Here is a 22,852-nt window from a genome sequence, read left to right on the forward strand (position 1 = left end):
GCCTGCGCTCTTCGAGCTTCGGCGGACGCGCGCCCCGGAATGACGGGCCCCCGGGATTGGCCCCGTAGTTTCCCGCTCCTCCCCATGCACAGGCACGACGCGTGGGGCGCTTGCGGGGGCTGGGGCGTTAAGGTTATCGCGGGCGTGGCGTGGACCTGGTCCCGCGCTGGGGCGATACTAACCCTTTCTTAAGGCTGTCATTCCGGCGGCCTTGGATCTCCCAGAGACACAAGCCGGTCGGATGACGAGTTCGGATTTCCAGTTGCGCAGTGTGAGCGATCCGCGGCTGGCCGTGCATGCGACCTCTCCTTTGCCGGCCTGGCTGTGGTCGCTCGACGGCGCGCGCGTGCTGTGGGCCAACCCGGTCGGCGCAAGACTGTTCGGCGCGGCCAATAGCGCCGAGCTCGCCGCCAGGAAAATCGGCCCGGCCGATCCGCAGCGCCGCCAGGTCGCGCGTCTGGCGCACCAGCTTCCGGTCAACGGCGCTGTTCGTATGGAGCGGCTGCGCGGTTTCGGCGCCTCGCTCGGCGTGCTCATGACCTGCGCCTGCCTGCGGCTGAAATTTGCCGACGGCAGCCAGGGCGTGCTGGTGACCGCGATGGATACCCCAGTTCGCGTCATGCCGCTCAATGAACGGCTGCAACGGCTGGTCGAAGGCGCTGTGACCCCGATGGCGGCGTTCGCGACCGACGGCGCCTTCATTGCCGCGAGCGAGCTCGCGCGCCCCTTGCGCGGCTGTCGCAATCTCGAAGAGGCCGGCCTCGAGCACGCGCGCAGCGATGCGCTGGCGACGGGGCGCGTCGAGATGCCCATCGGCAACGGGCATGTGGTCCTGCAGCGCGTCGGCTCCGGCGCGGATACCGGGCTGATCGCGATGGTTCAGCCGGCTGCGCCGCAGACACCGCCGGAGGCGGAGACCGTTGCGGCGGAGCCGGCTACAGCGGCAGCGCCCGAGCCGCCGGTTCAGGCCGTGCCGGACACGCCCGCAGTGCCTGCGGTGCCCGACTACGAGCAGCCGGCGCTGTCGAACGAGGCGCCGTCCGAATTCATGTTGTTCGATCCCTTCAACGAGCCGCTGGATGCGCCTGCGCCTGCGCCGACATCGGAGCCGGTCGTGCCGGCGCCGGGGCCGGCCGTCGAAGCGGTCTCCGCGCCGGTCGAAGCGGCACCCGTGCAAACGCCTGTTGAAGACTCCGCCAAGGACATTGTGCCGCCCCAAGTCGAGCCGATCACAGGCCTCATGGACGAGCCGCCCCCCCACGCGGAGAAGGCCGCGCCGCGCAACCATCCGCTGCGCTTCCTGTGGCAGATGGATGCGGAAGGCCGCTTCGTGCTCGGCTCCGATGAGTTCATCCGCCTGATGGGCGCGCACAGCGCGGCGGGCTTCGGCCGTCCGTGGTCGGAGATCGCAGACGTGTTCGGGCTCGATCCGGAGGGGCGCGTCGCAAAAGCGATCGCCAGCCGCGATACCTGGGCCGGCGTCACCGTGAAATGGCCGGTCGACGGCGGCGAGCCGCTGACCGTGGAGCTTGCGGGCCTGCCGGTCTACGACCGCGCGCGCAACTTTGCGGGCTTCAAGGGATTTGGCGTCTGCCGCGATCTCGACGGGCTGAACAAGCTCGAGGCGCTCAGGCGGTTCGAGCTGTTCACGGAGCCGCCGGTCGCGCATCGTCACGCAGATATCGCCGAGCCCATCGAACCCCGAGGGGAAACCGTGGAGCCGACCGCGACTGCGGCGCCGACCGACATCGTGGAAGACGATGGTGTGCGGGAGCCGCCGCCTTCACGTGTCGAGTTCTACGAGCCCGAAATCGTCGCAGACATGTCCGAACAGACAATCGACGACAAGCTGCCGGAACAAGCAATCCAAGAAACCACCCAAGAAACTAGCCAAGAACCTAGCCAAGAAACTAGCCAAGAAACTATCCAAGAAACTATCCAAGGGAATTCACAACAAACCGATTTGGATCAAGCCGTGGAAACGCCCCCCAACGTCGTGCCGTTCCGCCCATTAGGCGAAACCACCAAGGCGCCGACGCTCACGCCCGTCGAGAACAGCGCCTTCAACGAGCTCGCGCGGCAATTGTCCGAGCGGCTCGAACGCGAGCAGGACATTTTGCTGGCGCCGACCGCACCCGAGCAGATGGCGCAGGCCGTGAGCGAGCCGCCGCCACCTCCCCCGCTCTCGCCTGAGCCGCCGCAAGCGCCGCCGCCGACGCATAGCGCAGCGCCGACGCCAAGCGCGGCGGAATGGTTGACCGAGCCAAAGCCGGCGCCGCGCGGCGACAGCGCGCGCGACCGCGTGCTGCTCGATCTCCTGCCCTCGGGCATCCTGATCTACCGCCTCGACCGCCTGCTCTATGCCAACCCGGCGTTCCTCGCGCGCATGGGCTTTGCAAGCCTGCACGCGCTGGAGGACGCCGGCGGGCTCGATGCGCTCTATGTCGCGCCCGGCGTCTCCTCCGCGAGCAGCACGTCGGAGGCCGGCACGCCGGTGACTGTGTCGGCGAACCACGACACCAACAATGACACCGACGATGCGCCGGCGGACGGCGCCACCGAGGCGCATCTGCACACGATCTCCTGGGACGGCGAATCCGCGCATGCGCTGATCTGCGGCCTGCCGCAGGCCGCAACTGTTATCACCGAGGCCGTCGTCACGACGGTGGAAGAGGTCGAGGCGATCGCAGAGGTCGAGCCTGACGCCGAGGCCGGCCAGGCCAATGCGGAGGATCTCGCCGCGATCCTCGACACCACGGCCGAAGGCATCATCATGTTCGATGCCGAAGGCAACATCCACGCCTGCAACCGCAGCGCGGAGGCGCTGTTCGGCTATGACGGCGAGCACCTGCTGCAGCAGAATCTCGCCACGCTGTTCGCACCCGAAAGCCAGCGCGTGGTCGCCGACTATCTCGACAGCCTGAAGAGCCACGACATCGCGAGCCTGCTCGATTACGGCCGCGAGGTGCTGGGGCGCGAGGCCAAGGGCGGCTTGATCCCGCTCGCCATGATCATGGGCCGCACGCGGCCCGACGGTCCGAACTTCTTCGCCGTGTTCCGCGATCTCTCGCAGAGCAAGAAGGGCGAGAAGGAGATGCGGGAGGCGCAAGCTCTCAGCGATCGCGCGGCCAATGCCAAGGCCGACATGCTGGCGCGCATCAGCCACGAGATCCGCACGCCGCTCAACGCCATCATCGGCTTCTCCGAGGTGATGATCTCCGAGCGCTTTGGCGCGCTCGGCAACGAGCGTTACGGCGAATACATGAAGGACATCCGCGCCTCCGGCGAGCGCGTGATCTCCATCATCGACGATCTCGAGGAGCTGACGCGGATCGAGACCGGCAAGCTCGACCTCGCCTTCACGAACTTGAACCTCAACGACCTCGTCGAGGCCTGTGTCGTGGTGATGCAGCCGCAGGCCAACCGCGAGCGCATCATCATCCGCACCTCGCTCGCGCATGCGCTGCCATCCGTGACGGCGGACGCCCGCGCGATGCGGCAGATCGCGATGAATCTGATCGGCAACTCGATCCGGCTCGCCAGCGCCGGCGGCCAGGTGATCGTCTCCACAGCGCTGACCGATCGCGGCGAGGTGGTCTTGCGCATCCGCGACACCGGCCATGGCCTCAGCGAACGCGAGGTCGCGGCCGCGATGGAGCCGTTCCGCACCCCGCCGCCGTCGGACGCCGCAGACAATTCCGCGCTCAATCTGTCGCTGACGAAAGCGCTGGTCGAAGCCAACCGCGCCAAATTCCACATCAAGAGCGCGGCGAATTCCGGCACGCTGATCGAAGTGGTGTTTTCGCAGGCGCTGGCCAGGGCGTGAGACGCTAGCGAGCGACGGTGGCTGGACGTACCGTCGCCAGCGCGCGGAAGCGCAGTCCGAGCAGCAGCGGGCCGAACGCCACGGCGAAGCCGAGATAGGCCGTTATCCAGGCGAAGGCTGCGACATGCAGCGCCGCGTCGCTATGCGCCGGCACGAGCACCGCACAGACCCGCGTCGCGCCGGCGATGATGATCGCGGCGTAGATGACATGCGTCGCGATCGACGCCGTCAGCGTCTGGCCGGTATGGCCGAGGCTCGCGCGTGTCATCACCGCGAGCGTCATGGTGCCGGCGGCGCCGGTCATCCAGGCGTGGATGCCTGCGCTCGGCGGCAGCACACCGAAGGCAGCCAATGCATGCAGCAGGAAACCGACGGGCACGAAGGCGTAGCCGACATGCAGGATCAGCAGCAGCCGCTCGCGCGAGGTGCGGTCGCCGGCCCAGCGCGCGAGGCGCACGAGATGCAAGCCGCCCGCGAGCACCATCGCGACACCGGTCGCCGCGCTCAGCGGGCTTGCAATCCAAGCCAGCAGCGTCAGCGCACTCAGCCCGATCACGACGCCGTCGAAACGGCCAAACGGAATCGGCAAGCGGCCGGGATTCATCTTGACCAGCCAGTTGCGGGTAAAGCTCGGGATGATGCGGCCGCCGATCAGGGAGAGCAGCAGCACGACCACGGAGATGCCGATGCGGATGCTGATGTCGGCGCTGCCGGCAAGATGCGCTTCGAGATGGAAGGCGACATTGCCGGCGAGCAGCACGGAGATCATCAGCACGACCGGCAAATTGCGCCAGTTCCTGCCAGCGATGATCTCGCGCGCCGCCGCCGCAACCACCAGCGCCAGGAACGACGCGTCGATCAGAAGCGCAAACAGCCAGCCGGTCTCGGCCGACAGCGTCACCGCGATCCGGCCCGCGAGCCAGACGATCACGAGCGCCGCCAGCGGCGTGCCCTGGATCGGCAGCCGTCCGGTCCAGTTCGGGATCGCCGTGAACAGGAAGCCGGTGATGACGGCCGGCAGGAAGCCGTAGAGCATCTCGTGCACATGCCAGTCGCGCGGGGCGAAGGCCGAGGTCAGCGATAGCTCGCCATAGAAGGCCGGCAGCCAGACCAGGATCGAGGCCGCCGCCTGGAGCGCAGCCAGCAGAAAGAAGGGGCGAAAGCTGTGAGCCAGCAGCGGCCAGCCTTGATGGTTGCGGGAACGGCCCGACATGGCGGTCAACTCCGGTGAAATCGATTTTCTCAGGCACAAAAATACCGGCGGCCCGGCCGGCTCGTTTTGCGCTATCGCAAACTGCCGGACGATCAGAGGTGCCATGACACAGCCGGAGCTGGAGGCATCATGGCCAAGGTCGATCCGTCGCTGGTTGCGCATCTGCCGCTGTTTGCGGGGTTCAAGGGCGAGGAACTCGACGAGATCCTGCGCGAGGCCCGCTCCGCGCGCTATCCGAAGAACGGCCATGTGTTCGAGCAGGGCGGGGACGCGCATTCCTTCTTCCTGCTGCTGCACGGCCATATCAGAGCCGCCAAGACCACGCCGACCGGCGAGCAGATCGTGGTGCGCTATGTCGCGCCCGGCGAGACTTTTGGGCTCGCGATGGCGATCGGGCTCGCGCAATATCCGGCCACTGCGACCGCGGTCGACGACAGCGTCGTGCTGGCCTGGCCGACCGGCACCTGGCCGCGGCTGGTGCAAAAATTCCCGGCGCTCGCCACCAACACGCTGCAGACGGTCGGCGCACGCCTGCAGGAAACCCACACCCGGGTGCTCGAAATGTCGACCCAGCAGGTCGAGCAGCGCGTCGCGCACGCGCTGCTGCGGCTCGCAAAGCAATCCGGCAAGAAACTCGACCACGGCGTCGAGATCGATTTCCCGATCAGCCGCCAGGACATCGCGCAGATGACCGGCACCACGTTGCACACGGTGAGCCGCATCCTCTCCGGCTGGGAGCAGCTCGGCCTGATCGAAGGCGGCCGCCAGCGGATCATTTTGCGGGAGCCGCACAAGATCTTTGTGCTGGCGGAGCAGAATGCGGGTGGCGGGCAGGCTTGATCTTCTCCCTCTCCCCGTTCTTGCGGGGAGAGGGGCTGCATCCTTGCAAAGGCGGGAGGCCCTTGTGTCACCGCAGTTGTCGGCAAAAGACGAATTTCGGCCCTGCCTCCGTCATCGCATCAGCGGCCTGGTCGAAGGTGAATGTTCGGCTCGTGACGTGCTCCGGATGAAAGGCCCCGCACGCGATGCAGGCCAGCACGCCGGGCAAGACCGATCGCGAGTTCACACGCCCGGTCAGGAATGTCAGCCCCTTGGTGTAGGCGCGGGTGAGCGGCACGGCATTGGTGCGATCCAGAAATATCGTCACGCTCGTCAATACGCCATTCGGTCCGGTCGACTGTATCGCGAACTGGAGTGCGGCATCGCTGCCGAGAGCCAGCACCACGATGTCGAACTGGCGTTCGGCGCTGCGCCCTTCTGCGAGAGCCAGGCGATCCACGGTCGCCCCCATCAACCGGGCTCGCTGGCGGCGGTTCTCATCATCGTCGAGGTAGAGCACCTCGCCAGCCATCAGCGCCACGGCGGCGCCGGCGGCGTACAGGCCGACACTCATCGCACCCAGGCCATCGCTGTTTTCACCGCCGCCGACGACCAGAACCGAGCCGCCCGGTCGCGCCTGCAGGTGCGGTTGGACCGCTCGCCAGCCGTCAGCGATGTTATCCGGGGCACTTGCCGCAACGATCGGATCGACTCCAGCGGGCAATGGCAGCAGCATGTGATCGGCAAAAGGGACGTATATGAGGTCGGAGAGGGCGCCGCCAAACTCCGTTCCCGAGGTTGCCTTCAGCCCATAGGCGGCTCCAAATGGAAAGCTCGAACAGGAATTGGTGAAGCCGCGCTGGCAATTGGCGCACCTGCCGCACGACAGCTGGAACGGCACTGCCACGCGCTCGCCGGGCCTGAAGGGGACCGCCGGGCCGGCCTCGACGACCTCCCCGATGGTCTCGTGGCCGAACGCGAAGGGACCGCGATGCCTGGCAATACCGCGCGCAATGTAGAAGTCGAGATCACAGCGCGCGACCGTGAGCGGTCTGACGATCGCGTCGGTATCAGAGCTGATCCGAGGCGCCGGCACGTCGTGCCATTCGAATTTACCAGGCTCGATGAACGTCAACTGGCGCACGGCCAAAGCTCCGTCAGTGGCGTGGCCCACGGTTGTCGATCTGGACGGGGGAATCGAAATAGATGACTTGGGGGTCGGCCCCGGTTTTGTCCTTGACGTTCGCAGTCCACGCCGGCGTGAACCAGGCCTCGGCCGCCTTGCGATCGCTCCAAAGATACATGCCGCCGTAGCTGTCATCGTTGACGGTGAAGAACTTGGCGAGCAGCCCGGAGATCTTCTGATAGGTCGGGACGGACGCGACGATCAATTGATCGAGCTTGTCGCGCGGCACGCTCGGCGGGCGCTTCGCGATGACGATCGTTGCGACGAGCTTTTCGGAGTTGACCGCCTGGCCAAATGCCGGCGCAAAGGCAAATAGTCCGGTTGCGGCAATCGTGATGACGCTGAGACGACGGTTCATCGGGCAGGCCTCTCGGTTCAGTGGGACTCAGGACCCGGCGCACCCGGCCGGAAACACCTTCGTAGCGAACCGATCCTGTCCGAGCAGCATGAGATCTTTACGCGATTGTTGAGCTGTGCTCAGCTATTGCATGCCCCGGGATGAACTGCCGGCCTATTCCACCTTGCGCGCGTTCGTTGCAGCGGCGCGTTGCGAAAGCGTGCGCGCGGCTGCCGACGAACTCGGAGTTACACCGTCCGCCGTGAGCCACCAGATCAGGATTCTCGAGGACTGGGTCGGCCAACAGCTATTCCTCAGGACGGGGCGCCAGATCCAATTGACCGCAAGGGGGCGAACACTGTTTCGCCGCCTCGACACTGCTTTCCGCACCATCGCCGAGGCGGCCACGACAGCGCGTGCCGGCGCGCGCGACAGATCGTTGCGTATCAGTGCGCTGCCGCTGATCGCATCCAGCTGGCTGATCCCGCGCCTGCAGGGATTTCAAGAGCTGTGTGCAAAGGAAGGAGCGGACGTTGCCATCGAGATCGATACCAGCAACGCGCTTGCCGATTTCGAGACCGACGGCGTCGATGTAGCGATCAGGAGCGCCCATCGGCCGTCGCCGAATCTCATCTCGCACAAGCTGATCGACTTGAGAGCCGTGCCCCTGTGCGCAACGCGTGTTGCGGAAGAGATCAAGCGGCCTTCCGATTTGTCACGCGCGACCTTGATTCATATTTCGGCGAGGCCCGACGGATGGCAAAATTGGCTTGCGGCAAGCGGCAACGCACCGGTTAAACCCAGGTCCAGCCTGTCGTTCGATACCGTGCCCGCTGCCCTGGAGGCAGCGGCGGCAGGTCGCGGGCTCGTTCTTGGTCTCGACCCGATCGTGTGGGACGCACCGATCGCACGGAATCTCGTCATTCCATTTCGTACGAAACGCGTCAGCGCGGGCGCTTTCTTCGTGACCTACCGGCGGCGCGATCAATCGCGCTGGATCGTCAAGAGCTTTACCGCATGGATTCTGCAAGAGATGCAGCAGGACAAGCATCGGCTCCTGGCAAATTCCAGAGACATCGTGCGGAAGCAAAGCCGCGCGCCCTGACCATTTTGGAAAGATCGGGCGTTGCGTCTTCGTTCGGACGGCGGGACGTCGTGAGGCCTCACACCGCGCGGCTGTGCAACTGCTTCGCGGTGTCGAGATGGGCGTCGAAGGCGGCGGCGACGCTGCGCAGGAGGAAGCGGGAGTCGCTGTTGACCGCGAGCTGGTCGCCGTCGAGCTCGACCACGCCGTCCGAGATCAGCGTCTTCAGGCGCGGCGCGGATTGCAGCATCACGGCCGACGCCGTGCCGTGGCGGGCGCAGACTTCGCCGAGATCGACGGCAAAATCGCACATGATGCGCTCGATGATGTCGGCGCGGAGCCGGTCGTCGTCGGTCAGCGCATAACCCTTGACGGTGGCGAGCCGGCCGGCATCGATCGCCTCTGCATAGGTCTCGATGCGCACGTCGTTCTGGACGTAGCCCTGCGGCAGATGCCCGATCGCGCTCGCGCCGAGGCCGATCAGGACGTCGCTGCTGTCGGTCGTGTAGCCCTGAAAATTGCGCCGCAGCCGATGCTGCTCGAAGGCAACCGCCATGGGATCGCCGGGCAATGCAAAGTGATCGAGACCGATCTGCACGTAGCCCGCTTCCTTCAGCGCATTGGCGATCGCGCAGGCCTGGTCGTGCCGCGCGCGGCTAGCGGGCAGGCGAGCCTCCTCGATCTTGCGCTGGTGTTTCTTGAAGCTCGGGACATGGGCATAGCCGAACACCGAGAAGCGATCGGGGCGCAGCTCGAGGCAGCGCTGCACCGTGGCGAGGCAGGAGGCGACCGTCTGGTACGGCAAACCGTAGATCAGGTCGAAATTGACGCCCTTTATGCCGGCCTGGCGCAGATCCTCGGTGACCTTTTTGGTCTGCGCAAAACTCTGCACGCGGTTGATCGCGACCTGCACGGCGGGATCAAAACTCTGCACGCCGAGACTGGCGCGATTGATGCCGGCGAGCGCCAGCGCGTCGGTCATCTCCGATGTCAGCGTGCGCGGGTCGATCTCGACGGCGATCTCGGCCGTCGGCAGCACGAAGAAGGCCTGGCGGATCGCCGCCATCAGCTCGGTAAAAGCTTCCGGCGCCATGATGGTCGGCGTGCCGCCGCCGAAGTGAATGTGCTCGACCTTGATGCGGCGGCCGATCGCTTCAGCGACCAGGGAGACCTCGCGCAAAAGCGTCGCCTGATATTGCGCCACCGGATCCTCGCGGCGGGCGATCTGGGTGTGGCAGCCGCAATACCAGCACATCTTCCGGCAGAACGGCACGTGCAGGTACAGCGAGGCGCTGACATTGGCCGGAATCTCGGCGAGCCATCGTGCATAGACATCAGGCGTCACGGCCGGCGAGAAATGCGGTGCGGTCGGATAGCTCGTGTAGCGCGGCAGGCGTTCCTCGCCATAGGCCGCCGCAAGATCGGTCCTCATTCCAGAATCCCTGCCAAAATCCTTGCCCAAGCCCTTAATGGTCCTCCTCTACCGCCATTCGCGGCGGACGACCTTGCGCTCGGTCAAAGCCGCCGACGACCCAGGCTTGCGCTCGCGCAAAGCGGAATTTGCCGATCCGGTCCATGTTTGAGGCCGGATGACCCGGCCAGGGCGGAGTTTGACCATGGGACTGTTCGTGCTCGATGTCGTGTTGTGGTTGACGGGCATACGCGGTCACATTCCGCGGTTCGACGATTTTCAGCCTGTACCGGCCGTGCCGGTATCCGCCTCGACCCGCCTGATCCGTGCTCTCGCCGCAATGGTCGCGGTCTTCGCCGTGCTGTCGTTCGCGGTCTGGGCGACGGTCTGGTTCGCCATCAGCCTGTTCTAGATTTACCTTGACGCGCGGTCTCGACGCGAACCGGTCTCCACGGTCTCGCCCGGCTGCGCACACAGACGACGCATCCGACACGGTTAACATCGTGTCACCGATCCTGCTCGGGGTGAGGCACCTAAGGAGTGTGCCGGAGGCAAATCCGGCGGATGTTTGTTGCAGCACAAACCGTCTTGCCGGGATCGGCGCAAACTCATCCTCGTGATTAGAACGTTTCAGATGGATGAAGGATGCTTCCGATGTTGACCCGCAGAGCCGCATTGATCAGCGCTGCCGTGACTTCCCTGATGCTGGCCGTCCCCGCTTTCGCCGCAGACGATCTCAAGCTGCCGCGGCAGAAGGTCGAGCTGGTTGCGCCGCCCTTCGTGCACGCGCACGAGCAGGCCACCAAGCAGAGCCCGAAGATCATGGAATTCAAGATGACCATCGAGGAGAAGAAGGTCGTCATCGATGAAAAGGGCACCACCTTCCAGGCGATGACCTTCAACGGTTCGATGCCCGGCCCGCTGATGGTCGTGCACGAAGGCGACTATGTCGAGCTGACGCTGGTCAACCCCGCGACCAACACGATGCCGCACAATATCGACTTCCACTCCGCCACCGGCGCGCTTGGCGGCGGCGAGCTGACGCTCGTCAATCCCGGTGAGCAGGTCGTGCTGCGCTGGAAGGCAACCCGCACCGGCGTGTTCGTCTATCACTGCGCACCGGGCGGCCCGATGATCCCCTGGCACGTCGTCTCCGGCATGAACGGCGCCGTGATGGTGCTGCCGCGTGACGGACTGAACGACGGCAAGGGCCAAGCGCTGAAATACGACAAGGTCTACTACATCGGCGAGCAGGACATGTACGTGCCGCGCGACGAGAAGGGCAACTTCAAGAGCTACGACTCGCCGGGCGAGGCCTACACCGAGACCGAAGAGGTAATGAGAAAGTTGATCCCGACGCATGTCGTGTTCAACGGCAAGGTCGGTGCGCTCACCGGCAAGAACGCACTGACCGCCAAGGTCGGCGAGAACGTGCTGATCGTGCACTCGCAGGCCAACCGCGACAGCCGTCCGCATCTGATCGGCGGCCATGGCGACTATGTCTGGGAGACCGGAAAGTTCTCCAACGCGCCGGAGACCGGGCTCGAGACCTGGTTCATTCGCGGCGGTTCGGCGGGAGCTGCGCTGTACAAGTTCCTGCAGCCGGGCATCTACGCCTATGTCACGCATAACCTGATCGAGGCCGCCAATCTCGGCGCCACCGCGCACTTCAAGGTCGAAGGCAAGTGGAACGACGATCTGATGACCCAGGTGAAGGCGCCTGCCGAAATCCCGGCCCCCAAGATCAACTGACTGAAACCAAGGGGCCGGCTCATCACCGGCCCCTTCTTCTTTTCGGGGGAAGTATCATGTTGATTGCATTCAAATTGAAGGTGGCACTGGCTTGTGTCGCCGGCCTTTCCGGGCCGCTGGCCGTGGGACCACTGGTCTCTGAAGTCGCGAAACACGGCGCAGCGGGCGAACCCGCAATCGTCGAGATAGCCCCCGGCGAATTCACTTACCGTGCGGCCGGCGACTTCACCCGCGGCGGCAAGCAGGCCGAGGCGCCGCTCGTCTCGGTGCGCTTCACGCGTCCGGTTGCGATCATGCGCCATCAGGTTTCTTCCGCCGATTACCAGGCTTGCGTGCAGGATGGTGCCTGCCGCGCGCTCGACCGCGACGTCGCCGTTGCGCTTGACCGCCCCGCGGTGCAGGTGAGCTGGCACGATGCGGACGCCTACGCGAACTGGCTGTCGCGCAAGACCGGCGAACGCTATCGCCTGCCGACCGACGAGGAATGGGCTTATGCGGCCGGCAGCCGGTTCAAGGACGACGGCGGGCCGGTCGATGCCAACGATCCCTCAAAACGCTCTCTCAGCCGCTATGAGCGCGAGTCCGATCGCACGTTCACCGACAACACACCCGATCCGCTCGGCAAGGGCGGCGCCAACGAGCACGGCGTATCTGATATGGCGGGCAACGTCTGGGAATGGACCTCGAGCTGCTTCGTGCGCTCGCGGCAGGACGAGAACGGTAACGCCGGGCGCTCGACCGTCAATTGCGGCGTGCGCATCGCCGAAGGCGCGCACCGCGCCTACGTCACCGACTTCATCCGCGACGCCCGCGCCGGCGGCTGCGCGCAAGGCGTCCCGCCCGCCAATCTCGGTTTCCGCCTGGTGCGGGAGAATTCCTCGTGGGTGGCGAGCGTGTCGGGCCGGCTCGGCAAGGTGTGGTCGGCGAGGTCGTAGGCTCAGACCCGTAGCCCGGGTGAGCCAACGGGTCGGCGCGAAGCGCCGCCCGATGACAGGCCCGCGACACCCGGGAAAGGAGTCCCCGCATATCGCTGCGCTCATGCGGGTTACGACGCCCGGTCAGGTCACCGATTGCCGGAAGGCCATGTAGTCGTTCGCGCAGCGCCCGACCGCCTCCATCTGCGGCACATGCCCGATCTGCTCCATGAGGATCGCCTGCGCGCCCGGAATCAGCCGCTTGAAGGTCTGCATTGCGGACGGCGGCACCAGCCGATCGGAATCTCCCCAAACCAGCAGCGTGGGCGCAGCAATGGCGGGAAGCCGCCTCTCCAGATCGTAGCCCGCAACATCGTCCGCGATCGTCTTGAAGATGCGCTTGTGAAGCTCGTAGTTGGCTGCAGCCCGGCGCCCCAACGCCGTCCAGAGGAAATGCGGCAATCGCGGCACCTTCACCATCGCAAGCTGCATGATGCCGGGCAGGTCCGACGGCGTGCGGCAGCACAGGATGTACTCGCCGCGTCGAAATGCTTCCATCGGAAGCCCGTGTTCGAGGTCGGAGGTCCCCGCAGCCGCGATCAGCCAGAGCGTGGACACCATGTCGGGATAGCTGGCCGCAAAACCCGCGCTGATCCAGCCGCCCATCGAATGGCCGGCGAGATGCACGCGCTGCAAACCAAGGGCCTGGATGAATTGCCTGAGATGTTCGACCTGGGCCTCAATGCCGTAGTCGGCATTATCTGGCTTGTCGCTGTCGCCGAACCCCGGCAGATCCAGCAGGATCACGCGAAATTTCTGCTTCAGCTTCTCGGCGATATCCAGCATCGTGCCGCGGTCGACGCCCATGCCGTGAACCAGCACGAGCGGCTCACCGCTGCCGGCCTCCCAATAGGCGATGTTGAATCCGGGGGTGGCGGCGCGCTTGTCTGCAAATCCACCCGCCTTCAGCCGAAGCGCCAGCAGCCGTCGGGCCGTAAACTCCGGAAAGACATAGTTGAGACAAGCGAGCCCGACCAAAACGACCGCGCCCGCGACGCCAAGATATGTCAGCCACATGCTTGTTTCCCCCGCTCCCACCCAATCGCAGATGACCGCGCTTGACGCAATGTCGCCCTGACCGGTAGCCCGGGTGAGCGAAGCGACACCCGGGGAGAAGTCCCTGCTACGACACTGTGCCGCAAACACTAACCCAACACCGTCACCCTGAGGCGCCGGAGCGTAGCGGATTCCTCGAAGGGCGACGGCCCGGCTGCATCTCGGCCGTTCATCCTTCGAGGCTCACCTTGCGATGCGCTCGCATCGCAAGCCTCGCACCTCAGGATGACGGGACTGGCGGTAATGTCGTTGCGGGAAGGAAAATCAAATCGCCCGCACAAACATGCGAAAACCCGGCGCGTGGTTCTTGCGATGAACCCGGCGTCGACTGGACGCGCTGACCTGATCGTCATGCGCGCCCCATTGCGACAGCCTCAGCTATTCTTCAGCGCGACCCGGAACTCGGCTTCGGTCTTTTCCTTGACCTCGTCGAGGGTGACGCCGTCGGCGAGCTCGATCAGGGCCATGCCGCCGTCGCCGTGCTTGTCGATGGTGAAGACCGCAAGATCCGTCACGACCATGTCGACGACGCGCTCGCCGGTCAGCGGCAGATTGCACTGCTTGAGCAGCTTTGCGCCGTCCTTGGCGGAATGCTCCATCACCACGACGACGCGCTTGACGCCGGCGACGAGGTCCATCGCGCCGCCCATGCCCTTCACCATCTTGCCGGGGATCATCCAGTTGGCGAGATCGCCGTTCTGGGCCACCTGCATGGCGCCGAGGATCGAGAGATCCATGTGGCCGCCGCGGATCATGCCGAAGGAATCGGCGCTGGAGAAATAGGACGTCGAGGGCAGCTCGCTCACCGTCTGCTTGCCGGCGTTGATGAGATCGGCGTCGACCTCGTCCTCATAGGGGAACGGGCCCATGCCGAGCATGCCGTTCTCGCTCTGGAGCGAGACGTCCATGCCGTCCGGGATGTAGTTCGAGACCAGCGTCGGGATGCCGATGCCGAGATTGACGTAGAAGCCGTCGCGCAATTCCTTTGCGGCACGCGCAGCCATTTGTTCACGGGTCCAGGCCATGTGGCTCTCCTGATGTTAGGCCGCAGGACGCGGGCGGGTGTTGCGGAATTCGATGCGCTTCTTGGCGTTGCCGACCTCGATGATGCGCTTCACGAAGATGCCGGGCGTGTGGATGTGGTCGGGGTGGAGCTCACCGGCGGGCACCAGATGCTCGACCTCGGCCACCGTGATCTTGGCGGCGGTCGCCATCATCGGGTTAAAGTTGCGCGCGGTCTTGCGGTAGATGAGGTTGCCCGCGGTGTCGCCCTTCCAGGCGTGCACGATGGCGAGGTCGGCAAACAGGCCGCGCTCCATCAGGTACTTCTGGCCGTCGAACTCCTTCACTTCCTTGCCTTCGGCGATCAGCGTGCCGACGCCGGTCTTGGTGTAGAAGGCCGGGATCCCGGCGCCGCCGGCGCGGATGCGCTCGGCCAGCGTGCCCTGCGGATTGAATTCGAGTTCCAGCTCGCCGGCGAGGAATTGCTGGGCGAACAGCTTGTTCTCGCCGACATAGGACGAGATCATCTTCTTGATCTGCCGGGTTTCCAACAGGCGGCTGAGCCCGATGCCGTCGACGCCGGCATTGTTGGAGACCACCGTGAGGTTCTTGACCCCGGAATCGCGGATCGCATCCGACAGCGCCTCGGCGATGCCGCAGAGACCGAACCCGCCGGACATGATCATCATGCCGTCTTTCAGGATGCCATCGAGAGCCGACTTGGCGTCGGGATAGACCTTGTTCATGCAGCAAACCTTGGCTGAAGGGGCGTGTTATTGGCCGGAGTATTAGGCGAAATGGTCGGAAGCCGTCAATGTTACGGGCTTCACCGGCGCCGCCCCTGTGGTAGAGGTGCCCACGCCGTGGGCATAACCGCCATCGCGGCCTTGAAAGCGACAAGAAAACCCATCAAGTTGCGGGGGTTGGGCGAGGGGCGCGCTGGTTTCCCGCAACCGCCCCTTTCGGCCACCGACAACCAAACCCGATCAGGACATGCCATTGACGATGGCCCAAGGAATGAAGCGCCTGGGGACGCCGATTGCGGCGCTGCTCGGCGTGGTGCTGATCGCCCTGATCGCGACCTCCTGGCTGATCAACCGCGACGCGCTGCGCAACGCGGTGGAAGCCCAGATTCGCGCCGTCACCGGCCTCGAGCTGACGGTCGCCGGGTCGATCGACATATCGGTGCTGCCGGCAAGCTATGTGTCGTTCCATGACGTCGGCCTCAAGGGCGGCGGCAATGCCGGCGACCCTGCTCTTCACGTCGACGTGCTCACCGCGAATCTGAGGCTGCTGCCGCTGCTGCTGCAGCGGTTCGAGATCGCCGACCTGATGCTGCTGCGGCCAAAAATCCGCGTCGCGCTGGAGCCGAACGGCGAGAGCAACTGGACGCCCTTCATCCAGACCATCGCGCGCACCATGAAACCCGGCGCCGACAACCAGGTCTCGTTCTCCGAGATCAGGATTTCGGACGGCGTGCTCAACTACGAAGACACAGCAAGCCACGCGACCGAAAAATTCGAGGACATCGACCTGTCGCTGGCCTGGCCCTCGATCTCGCGCTCCTTTGCCGCGACCGGACAGTTCGACTGGCGCGGCGAGCGCGTCGACGGCGCGATCAGCTTTGCCGATTTCGCCGCGGCCCTGTCCGGCGACCGTTCGGGCCTGAAGGCGCGGATCGTCAGCGCGCCGCTCAAGGTCGCCTTCGACGGCAGCGTCGCCAACCGCACCAGCCCGATGATGGAAGGCACGCTCACGATCGACAGCCCGTCCTTGCGCAACGCGCTGCGCTGGACCGGGCAGCCATCGCCTGCGAGCGGCGGCTTCGGCCGCTTCGCGCTGAAGGCGCGTGCCAATGTGGTGGGCGCCTCGATCGCGCTCACCAATGTCAATGTCGAGCTCGACGGCAATGTCGCCGAAGGCGTGATGACCTACGCCAATAACGGAAGGCAGACCCTGCAGGCCACGCTCGCCGCCGACGCGCTCGACTTCACGCCCTACATCTCGACCTTCCGCCTGCTCGCCAGCGGCGCGCGCGACTGGAACCGGCAATTGTTCGATCTCAACGCGCTGCTTGCGACCGATCTCGACATGCGCCTGTCGGCCGCGAAGCTGACGGTCGGGCCGTCAAAGCTCGGCCGTACCGCGATCGGCGCCAACTTGCGCAACGGCACGCTGGCGTTGTCGGTCGGCGAAGCCCAGGTCTATGGCGGCATCGCCAAGGGCTCGTTCAACATCATCCGCTCCGACAGCCAGGCCGACGTCAAGGCGCAATTCCAGTTCACCGATGTCGATTTGCAGGCCTGCGCGACCGAACTGTTCGGCGTCAACAAGCTGAGTGGCCGCGGCAATATCAGCGTCGCACTGGTCGCCTCCGGCTCGAGCCCGTTTGGCCTCGCAAGCTCGCTCGACGGCACCGCCACCGTGACCGGACAGAACGGCGCGATCTCCGGCTTCAATGCCGAGCAGCTCCTGAAGCGGCTGGAGCGGCGGCCGCTGTCCGGCGGCGGCAACTTCCGCAACGGCTCGACGCCCTACGACAAGCTCAACATCGCCGTGAAATTCTCAGACGGCATCGCGACCGCGCAGGACGTCCGCATCGAGGGACCCTCGGCCAAGATCACGCTGACCGGAACGGCCTCGGTGCCGGCGCGCGAATACGACATGAAGGGTGTCGCGAGCCTCAACGCCACCTCGGGCTTCGAGCTGCCCTTCGTGGTGCAGGGCCCGTGGGACGATCCGCTGATCTTCCCCGATCCGGAAAGCCTGATCCGCCGCTCGCCGGCGTCGGCGCCGCTGCTCGACGCGGTGAAGGACCGCAAGACCCGCGACGCCGTGCGCTCCGTGCTCGAACGCTTCACCGGCGGCAAGCCCGCGCCCGATGCGGCGCCGGTGCCATCGGCGGAAAACGGCAAAGAGAACGCCAAGGACAACGCCAAGTCAAACTAGCAAGTCCAACTAGGGTGCGGCAACTCGCGCCGCAGCCTGCCATTTGCCAATTGATCCCAAGCGCGTCGTCAGGCGGCCGATTGCGTCGTCGCAATCCAGCTCTCGTCCTGCACCATTGCTGCCGCGGGAATCTTCGATGCGGCAGCGAGCCTGGGAGTGCTGCTCTGTCCCAATTCACGGTCCAGCACCTCGCGGTCGCAGGCATTCTCCCACAGCGAGACGGCGATCGATGCGACGCAGTTGCTGATCATGCTGGTCAGCGCGCGCGCCTCCGACATGAAACGGTCGATGCCGATCAGCAGCGCGACGCCGGTGACGGGCAGATCCGGCATGACGGAGAGAGTTGCGACGAGCGCGACGAAGCCGCTGCCGGTGACACCGGCCGCCCCCTTGGACGTCAGCAGCATCAGCCCGAGCATCGCCGCGATCTGTCCCCATGACAGGTGAATGTCGCAGGCCTGGGCAATGAAGATGGACGCCAGCGTGAGATAAATGGCGCTGCCATCGAGATTGAAAGAGTAACCCATCGGCAGCACGAGCCCTGACACGCCCTTCCGGCATCCGAGCTGCTCCAGCTTGCGCAAGGCGCCAGGCAGCGCCGGCTCCGACGATGAGGTGCCGAGCACGATCAGCAGTTCTTCCTTGAAGTAACGGATGGTCTTCCAGAGGCTGAAGCCATTCAGTCGCGCCAGCGTGCCGAGCACGACGACCACGAAGAACGCGCAGGCGATGTAGAATGTCAGGATCAGCAATCCGAGCGAGCCTATCGATCGAATGCCGTAGCGGCCCACCGTGAACGCCATGGCGCCAAAGGCGCCGAGGGGAGCCAGCTTCATGATGAAGCCGAAGGCCACAAACAGCACGTGTGAAAACGAGGCGACCGCCTTCGTCACCACCGCACCGTCGTCGCCGGCGCGGCTGAGCCCAAAGGCGACCAGGATCGAGACCAGCAGGACCGGCAGCACTTCACCATCGGCGAAGGCTCCAAAGAAGGAATGCGGAATGATGTGCAGCATGAAGTCCGCAAACCCGGACGTCGCCGCCTGTTTGGTGTATTTCGCGGCCACCGACGGATCGAGGGTGTTGACGGCAACATGCATGCCGACGCCCGGCTGGATCAGCGAGACGGCGATCAGTCCAGCCAGCAATGCGAGCACGGTCAGCAGGTAGAACAGCGCCATGGATTTCACCAGCGTACGGCCGACCTCGCGGGAATCGCTAATACTGTTGATGCCGCTCACGATGGTGCAGAAGACGATCGGCGCGATCATCATCTTGACCAGCTTGACGAAGCCGTCTCCGAAGGGCTTCAGCGCAGCGCCGAACTCAGGCCAGAAATGACCGGCGAGGACACCGAGCGCGAGACCGATCAGCACCTGGACGTAGAGGATACGGTAGAATGGCTTGCGTGCCTCGACGTTCGGAGACCCAGCCAGCGTCTGCGTGTGCATTCTCGTTTCTCCCATGGTTCTGATTTTGGCTTTGATTTTTATCGATGGCTTGAAGGCGGATAGAGTTCAGGCCGCCAGGATTGAATGAGGCACGTGCGCTCGCCGAGCGAAGACGTGACCCTGGAAAATTCGACGGGCCGTCCGTTGCACCCGGGCAACCGGGCCTGGCTCCAGCCGAACCACGAGCTGGCCGGAGGGATGGGCGAGCGTGATCGGCACCGGCGGCGCCAGCGCTCCGACCATCTCTGCCGCGATCGTTCCCGGCGTCACACAGGCCGTCGCGATCGCGACCGCGCCGGTCACCGCCAACGCGCTGTGGCAATCGTGCGGCATGAAGTACCGCGTGTGCAACGTCGCTTCCGTCGCGGGAGCAATCAGGACCGGCTTCGGAATCACCATGGACGCTGAATTTGGAAAGCCCATCCGGCATCCGGCCTCGATGCGCAGGTTTTCGAGCCGGGCGCGGAAGCCGCTGTCGGCGAACGCCGAAGGTGCCTCGCGGCCGGTCCAGCCCAGATCCGCCGCGCGGACCAGCATGACGGGCATCGCTGCGTCGACGCAGCTCACGTCGATCCCATCGATGCGATCGACCGGCCGTCCCGTCGGCAGCAGGCGACCGGTGCGTGCGCCGGCCGCGTTGGGGAACGACAGTTCGATGGGCGCGGCCGTTCCCGGCACGCCGTCGATCCGCGCCTCGCCTTCATAGGTCACCCGCCCGCCCGGGGTGGCGACCGTCGCATCAATCAGCTTGCCGGTGTTGACATTGTGGATGCGCACCTGGGTGCGATCTGCGGCAGCGGCGACCAGGCCGGCTTCGATTGCGAACGGCCCCACCGCCGCCAGCATGTTCCCGCAGTTCGGCGAGGTATCGACGATCCCTTCACGCACCCGCACCTGGGCGAACAGATAATCGACATCGGCACCGGGCACCGATGCCGGTCCGATGATCGCGACCTTGTTGATGACGGCATTGCCGCCGCCGATGCCATCGATGCCCAGATCGTGCCCGCCCCCCATCACCGACAACAGGACCGCATCGCGCGCGCTGGGATCGGCCGGGAGATCGCTGGCCAGGAAAAACGGCCCGCGCGAGGTTCCGCCGCGCATGACCACGCAGGGAATGGCAATCTGATCGTTCATGGAACCCGTCCGTTCGAGATGTCTTCGCCGGACCTGACAGTCTCTCGACGCCACTATTTTGTAAAATGCAAATATCTGATGTATTATTTCGATATTAGGAATAATGGAGCCTGGCCCCGTGAACGCAGAACTGCTCGACCTCAAGGCCTTCATCACGGTTGCGGAGACGGGAAGCTTCGTCCGGACCGCCAAGGCACTCAACCTGTCTCAACCGGCGCTCAGCCGTCGCATTCAGAAACTGGAAGAAAGCCTCGGTGCGCCGTTGCTCGAACGCTCGACGCGTCACGTCAACCTCACCATGACCGGGCGGGATCTCCTGCCGAAGGTGCGCCGGCTCATCGACGAGTTCGAGACTTCGGTGCTCGCGATCCATGACATCGGCGCGCGAAGCTCGGGTTTGGTCTCGGTGGCCGCGGTGCCGACGGCGGTGTTCTACTTCCTGCCGCGCGCGATCGGCCGCTTCGCCGAAGCTTATCCGCGCATTCGCATCCGGATTCTGGACATCGGCGCCAATGAGGGACTGGAAGCGGTCGCGCGCGGCGAAGCCGACTTCGGCATCAATTTCATCGGCGCTTCGCATGCCGAAATCGAATTCGAGAAACTCGTCGAGGACCCCTTTGTCCTGGCCTGCCGCCATGACCATCCGCTGGCATCGCGCAAACAGGTGAGCTGGTCGGAGATCGCGCCGCACCGCGTCATCACCGTCGGCCGCAACAGCGGCAATCGCGCGCTGATCGACAATGCGCTGGCGCGACACGGCCAGCAGCTCAACTGGGCCTACGAAGTCTCTCACCTCTCCGGCTCGCTTGGTCTGGTCGAGGCGGGGCTGGGCATTGCCGTGCTCCCGAGACTGGCGACCCCCGCCGCCGGCCACCCGATCATTCACACCGTACGGCTGATCGAGCCGGAGGTGTCGCGGACGATCGGAATCGTGCGCAGGCACGGGGCGACGTTGTCTCCTCATGCCAGCCAGTTCCTCAAGATGCTTCTCGACGCGTGGCGCTCGCCGCCGCGCTCTGGCGCGGTCAGGGCGCAGAAGGCGAATTGATCGACATGAATTGATGCGTCGATTAAATCAATTCGCGCGCTGCGCATGATTTACCCACGACCTTGGTCTGACAACATGCCGCTAGATCGCACTTGCGGCATGCGCTAGTGTTTTATCCAACCGGTTAAAAGATCGGTGGATTGAGGGAGAAAAACGTGAGATCCAAGGTTATTGGCGCAGTTTCGCTGGCAGTTGCAGCAGTCGGGCTGTTCGCAGTCACTGCACCCGCATTCGCCCAGCAGAAAACGATTACGATCTGGTGGGGCAAGGGCTTTTACAAGTCCGAGGACGAAGCGCTCGCCGAGACGATCAAGAAATTCGAAGCCAAGACCGGCATCAAGGTCGAATTGTCGCAATATGCGATTCAGGACATGATTCCGAAGACGGTCGCGGCGCTCGATTCCGGGACCGTGCCTGACGTCGCCTATGCCGACACCTATGACGTGCAGGTGCAGGGCAAGTGGGCCTATGAGGGCAAGCTCGAGGACCTCTCCGACATCATGAAGCCGATCGAGGGTCGGTTCGTGCAGAACACGCTGGATGCGTCGATCCTCTATGACGACGTCGCCAAGAAGAAGGCCTATTACGGCTTCCCGCTGAAGCAGCAGAGCATGCACGTCCAGATCTGGAACGACATGCTGGAGAAGGCCGGCTTCAAGCAGAGCGACATTCCCAACAAGTGGGAGGACTACTGGACCTTCTGGTGCGACAAGGTGCAGTCGGGGATCCGCAAGGCGACCGGCCAGCGCATCTACGCGGTGGGCCAGCCGATGGGCGTGGAATCGACGGACAGCTTCCAGTCGTTCTACACCTTCATGGACGCCTATCACGTCAAGCTGGTCGACAACGACGGCAAGCTGCTGGTCGACGATCCCAAGGTTCGCGAGAACCTGATCAAGGCGATGAAGGACTACACCGACACCTATATCCGGGGTTGCTCGCCGCCCTCCTCCACGACCTGGAAGGATCCCGACAACAACGTCGCCTTCCACAACAAGACCATCGTGATGACCCACAATTTCACGATCTCGATCGCGGCGAAATGGTTCGAGGACTCGGGCAACCAGACCCTGACCCCCGAACAGCGCGCGGCCGGCAAGAAGGCGTATGAAGAAGACATCATCACGTCTTCCTTCCCGAAGGCGCCGGACGGCTCGACCATCCAGTACCGCTCCGACGTCAAGACCGGGCTGATCTTCAAGGCGGCCAAGAACAAGGCCGAGGCGAAGCAGTTCGTCGCCTTCCTGCTCGAGGAAGAGAACGTCCGCCCCTATATCGAGGGCGCGCTCGGCCGCTGGTTCCCGGTGACCAAGGAAAGCCAGGAAAGCCCGTTCTGGCAGGCCGACAAGCATCGCAAGGCGGTCTACACCCAGTTCAAAGGCGGCACCGCCGCGTTCGACTTCACCAAGAACTGGAAGTTCACCATCCTGAACAACGAGAACGCCTGGGCCAAGGCGATGAACCGCGTGGTCAGCGAGAAGGTGCCGGTGGACAAGGCGGTCGACGAGCTGATCGCCCGCATCAAGCAGGTCGCGGGCTGATCCCGGACTGATATAGATGTATGCTATTACCGGTCGCGGACCTCCGCGGCCGGTTGCTTTCGG

At 64.7% G+C, this 22,852-nt stretch carries 18 protein-coding genes; 9 read left to right on the forward strand and 9 right to left on the reverse strand.

Going from position 1 to position 22,852, the window contains the following annotated elements:
• Window positions 1–241 precede the first annotated feature (241 nt).
• Window positions 242–3,826, forward strand: coding sequence for a sensor histidine kinase (locus C2U70_RS07005; RefSeq protein WP_140977275.1), 3,585 nt, complete (start codon window positions 242–244; stop codon window positions 3,824–3,826).
• Between the two features lie 4 nt (window positions 3,827–3,830).
• On the opposite strand, the gene C2U70_RS07010 is transcribed toward C2U70_RS07005, so the two are convergent.
• Window positions 3,831–5,039, reverse strand: coding sequence for an NnrS family protein (locus C2U70_RS07010; protein WP_140977276.1), 1,209 nt, complete (start codon window positions 5,037–5,039; stop codon window positions 3,831–3,833).
• A gap of 129 nt (window positions 5,040–5,168) precedes the next feature.
• On the opposite strand from C2U70_RS07010, the gene C2U70_RS07015 reads away from it, so the two are divergent.
• Window positions 5,169–5,879 carry a Crp/Fnr family transcriptional regulator gene (locus C2U70_RS07015; RefSeq protein WP_140977277.1) on the forward strand — a complete coding sequence of 237 codons (711 nt, stop codon included), beginning with the start codon at window positions 5,169–5,171 and terminating at the stop codon, window positions 5,877–5,879.
• A 67-nt stretch (window positions 5,880–5,946) separates the two neighbouring features.
• On the opposite strand, the gene C2U70_RS07020 is transcribed toward C2U70_RS07015, so the two are convergent.
• Together C2U70_RS07020 and C2U70_RS32870 are read right to left on the reverse strand one after the other, a co-directional pair.
• The gene (locus C2U70_RS07020; protein ID WP_186294103.1) at window positions 5,947–7,002 is read right to left on the reverse strand and encodes a zinc-dependent alcohol dehydrogenase; all 1,056 of its coding nucleotides are present in this window, start codon (window positions 7,000–7,002) and stop codon (window positions 5,947–5,949) included.
• Window positions 7,003–7,015: 13 nt separating this feature from the next.
• The gene (locus C2U70_RS32870) at window positions 7,016–7,402 is read right to left on the reverse strand and encodes a hypothetical protein (RefSeq protein WP_186294104.1); all 387 of its coding nucleotides are present in this window, start codon (window positions 7,400–7,402) and stop codon (window positions 7,016–7,018) included.
• 115 nt (window positions 7,403–7,517) lie between these two features.
• Here C2U70_RS32870 and C2U70_RS07025 point away from each other — a divergent pair, with 115 nt between their 5' ends.
• Window positions 7,518–8,486, forward strand: a complete 969-nt coding sequence (locus C2U70_RS07025) for a LysR substrate-binding domain-containing protein (RefSeq protein WP_140977279.1) — start codon at window positions 7,518–7,520, stop codon at window positions 8,484–8,486.
• Window positions 8,487–8,544: 58 nt separating this feature from the next.
• On the opposite strand, the gene hemN is transcribed toward C2U70_RS07025, so the two are convergent.
• Entirely contained in the window at window positions 8,545–9,897 is a 1,353-nt protein-coding gene (gene hemN, locus C2U70_RS07030; RefSeq protein ID WP_140977280.1) for an oxygen-independent coproporphyrinogen III oxidase, read from the reverse strand.
• 184 nt (window positions 9,898–10,081) lie between these two features.
• Between hemN and C2U70_RS07035 the strand changes: the two genes are divergently transcribed.
• From C2U70_RS07035 to C2U70_RS07045, 3 genes are all read left to right on the forward strand, one after another.
• Window positions 10,082–10,288: a hypothetical protein gene (locus C2U70_RS07035; protein WP_140977281.1), complete on the forward strand. Its 207-nt coding sequence runs from the start codon at window positions 10,082–10,084 to the stop codon at window positions 10,286–10,288.
• A gap of 242 nt (window positions 10,289–10,530) precedes the next feature.
• The gene (gene nirK / locus C2U70_RS07040) at window positions 10,531–11,628 is read left to right on the forward strand and encodes a copper-containing nitrite reductase (protein WP_186294105.1); all 1,098 of its coding nucleotides are present in this window, start codon (window positions 10,531–10,533) and stop codon (window positions 11,626–11,628) included.
• Window positions 11,629–11,684: 56 nt separating this feature from the next.
• Entirely contained in the window at window positions 11,685–12,563 is an 879-nt protein-coding gene (locus tag C2U70_RS07045) for a formylglycine-generating enzyme family protein (protein ID WP_140977283.1), read from the forward strand.
• 123 nt (window positions 12,564–12,686) lie between these two features.
• On the opposite strand, the gene C2U70_RS07050 is transcribed toward C2U70_RS07045, so the two are convergent.
• The 3 genes from C2U70_RS07050 to C2U70_RS07060 form a co-directional block, all read right to left on the reverse strand.
• A complete protein-coding gene (locus tag C2U70_RS07050; RefSeq protein ID WP_140977284.1) occupies window positions 12,687–13,619 on the reverse strand; it encodes an alpha/beta fold hydrolase in 933 nt (310 codons plus the stop codon).
• Between the two features lie 413 nt (window positions 13,620–14,032).
• On the reverse strand, window positions 14,033–14,683 hold the full coding sequence (locus tag C2U70_RS07055; protein WP_140977285.1) for a 3-oxoacid CoA-transferase subunit B: 651 nt from the start codon (window positions 14,681–14,683) through the stop codon (window positions 14,033–14,035).
• Window positions 14,684–14,698: 15 nt separating this feature from the next.
• Window positions 14,699–15,406 (reverse strand): CoA transferase subunit A, encoded by a 708-nt coding sequence (locus C2U70_RS07060; RefSeq protein WP_140977286.1) that lies wholly within the window; start codon window positions 15,404–15,406, stop codon window positions 14,699–14,701.
• Window positions 15,407–15,665: 259 nt separating this feature from the next.
• Between C2U70_RS07060 and C2U70_RS07065 the strand changes: the two genes are divergently transcribed.
• Window positions 15,666–17,609, forward strand: a complete 1,944-nt coding sequence (locus C2U70_RS07065; RefSeq protein ID WP_140977298.1) for an AsmA family protein — start codon at window positions 15,666–15,668, stop codon at window positions 17,607–17,609.
• Window positions 17,610–17,677: 68 nt separating this feature from the next.
• Here C2U70_RS07065 and dctA read toward each other — a convergent pair whose 3' ends face one another.
• Both dctA and C2U70_RS07075 read right to left on the reverse strand, forming a co-directional pair.
• The gene (dctA, locus tag C2U70_RS07070) at window positions 17,678–19,060 is read right to left on the reverse strand and encodes a C4-dicarboxylate transporter DctA (RefSeq protein ID WP_140977287.1); all 1,383 of its coding nucleotides are present in this window, start codon (window positions 19,058–19,060) and stop codon (window positions 17,678–17,680) included.
• A 66-nt stretch (window positions 19,061–19,126) separates the two neighbouring features.
• Window positions 19,127–20,200, reverse strand: coding sequence for a 4-oxalomesaconate tautomerase (locus tag C2U70_RS07075; protein ID WP_140977288.1), 1,074 nt, complete (start codon window positions 20,198–20,200; stop codon window positions 19,127–19,129).
• A gap of 118 nt (window positions 20,201–20,318) precedes the next feature.
• Between C2U70_RS07075 and C2U70_RS07080 the strand changes: the two genes are divergently transcribed.
• Window positions 20,319–21,248 carry a LysR family transcriptional regulator gene (locus tag C2U70_RS07080; RefSeq protein ID WP_246666684.1) on the forward strand — a complete coding sequence of 310 codons (930 nt, stop codon included), beginning with the start codon at window positions 20,319–20,321 and terminating at the stop codon, window positions 21,246–21,248.
• Between the two features lie 155 nt (window positions 21,249–21,403).
• A complete protein-coding gene (locus C2U70_RS07085) occupies window positions 21,404–22,789 on the forward strand; it encodes an ABC transporter substrate-binding protein (protein ID WP_140977290.1) in 1,386 nt (461 codons plus the stop codon).
• Window positions 22,790–22,852: the final 63 nt, after the last annotated feature.

It is taken from the genome of Bradyrhizobium guangdongense (assembly GCF_006483445.1).
In the GTDB taxonomy this organism is placed as follows: domain Bacteria; phylum Pseudomonadota; class Alphaproteobacteria; order Rhizobiales; family Xanthobacteraceae; genus Bradyrhizobium; species Bradyrhizobium guangdongense_A.

Excerpts from the sequence above, each read along its gene's own strand:
- C2U70_RS07045 (WP_140977283.1), top strand. The coding sequence starts at position 11,685 with ATGTTGATTGCATTCAAATTGAAGGTGGCACTGGCTTGTGTCGCCGGC.
- C2U70_RS32870 (WP_186294104.1), bottom strand. The coding sequence starts at position 7,402 with ATGAACCGTCGTCTCAGCGTCATCACGATTGCCGCAACCGGACTATTT.
- dctA (WP_140977287.1), bottom strand. The coding sequence starts at position 19,060 with ATGCACACGCAGACGCTGGCTGGGTCTCCGAACGTCGAGGCACGCAAG.
- C2U70_RS07010 (WP_140977276.1), bottom strand. The coding sequence starts at position 5,039 with ATGTCGGGCCGTTCCCGCAACCATCAAGGCTGGCCGCTGCTGGCTCAC.
- C2U70_RS07015 (WP_140977277.1), top strand. The coding sequence starts at position 5,169 with ATGGCCAAGGTCGATCCGTCGCTGGTTGCGCATCTGCCGCTGTTTGCG.
- C2U70_RS07050 (WP_140977284.1), bottom strand. The coding sequence starts at position 13,619 with ATGTGGCTGACATATCTTGGCGTCGCGGGCGCGGTCGTTTTGGTCGGG.
- C2U70_RS07060 (WP_140977286.1), bottom strand. The coding sequence starts at position 15,406 with ATGAACAAGGTCTATCCCGACGCCAAGTCGGCTCTCGATGGCATCCTG.
- C2U70_RS07065 (WP_140977298.1), top strand. The coding sequence starts at position 15,666 with ATGGCCCAAGGAATGAAGCGCCTGGGGACGCCGATTGCGGCGCTGCTC.
- nirK (WP_186294105.1), top strand. The coding sequence starts at position 10,531 with ATGTTGACCCGCAGAGCCGCATTGATCAGCGCTGCCGTGACTTCCCTG.
- hemN (WP_140977280.1), bottom strand. The coding sequence starts at position 9,897 with ATGAGGACCGATCTTGCGGCGGCCTATGGCGAGGAACGCCTGCCGCGC.
- C2U70_RS07055 (WP_140977285.1), bottom strand. The coding sequence starts at position 14,683 with ATGGCCTGGACCCGTGAACAAATGGCTGCGCGTGCCGCAAAGGAATTG.
- C2U70_RS07005 (WP_140977275.1), top strand. The coding sequence starts at position 242 with ATGACGAGTTCGGATTTCCAGTTGCGCAGTGTGAGCGATCCGCGGCTG.
- C2U70_RS07075 (WP_140977288.1), bottom strand. The coding sequence starts at position 20,200 with ATGAACGATCAGATTGCCATTCCCTGCGTGGTCATGCGCGGCGGAACC.
- C2U70_RS07035 (WP_140977281.1), top strand. The coding sequence starts at position 10,082 with ATGGGACTGTTCGTGCTCGATGTCGTGTTGTGGTTGACGGGCATACGC.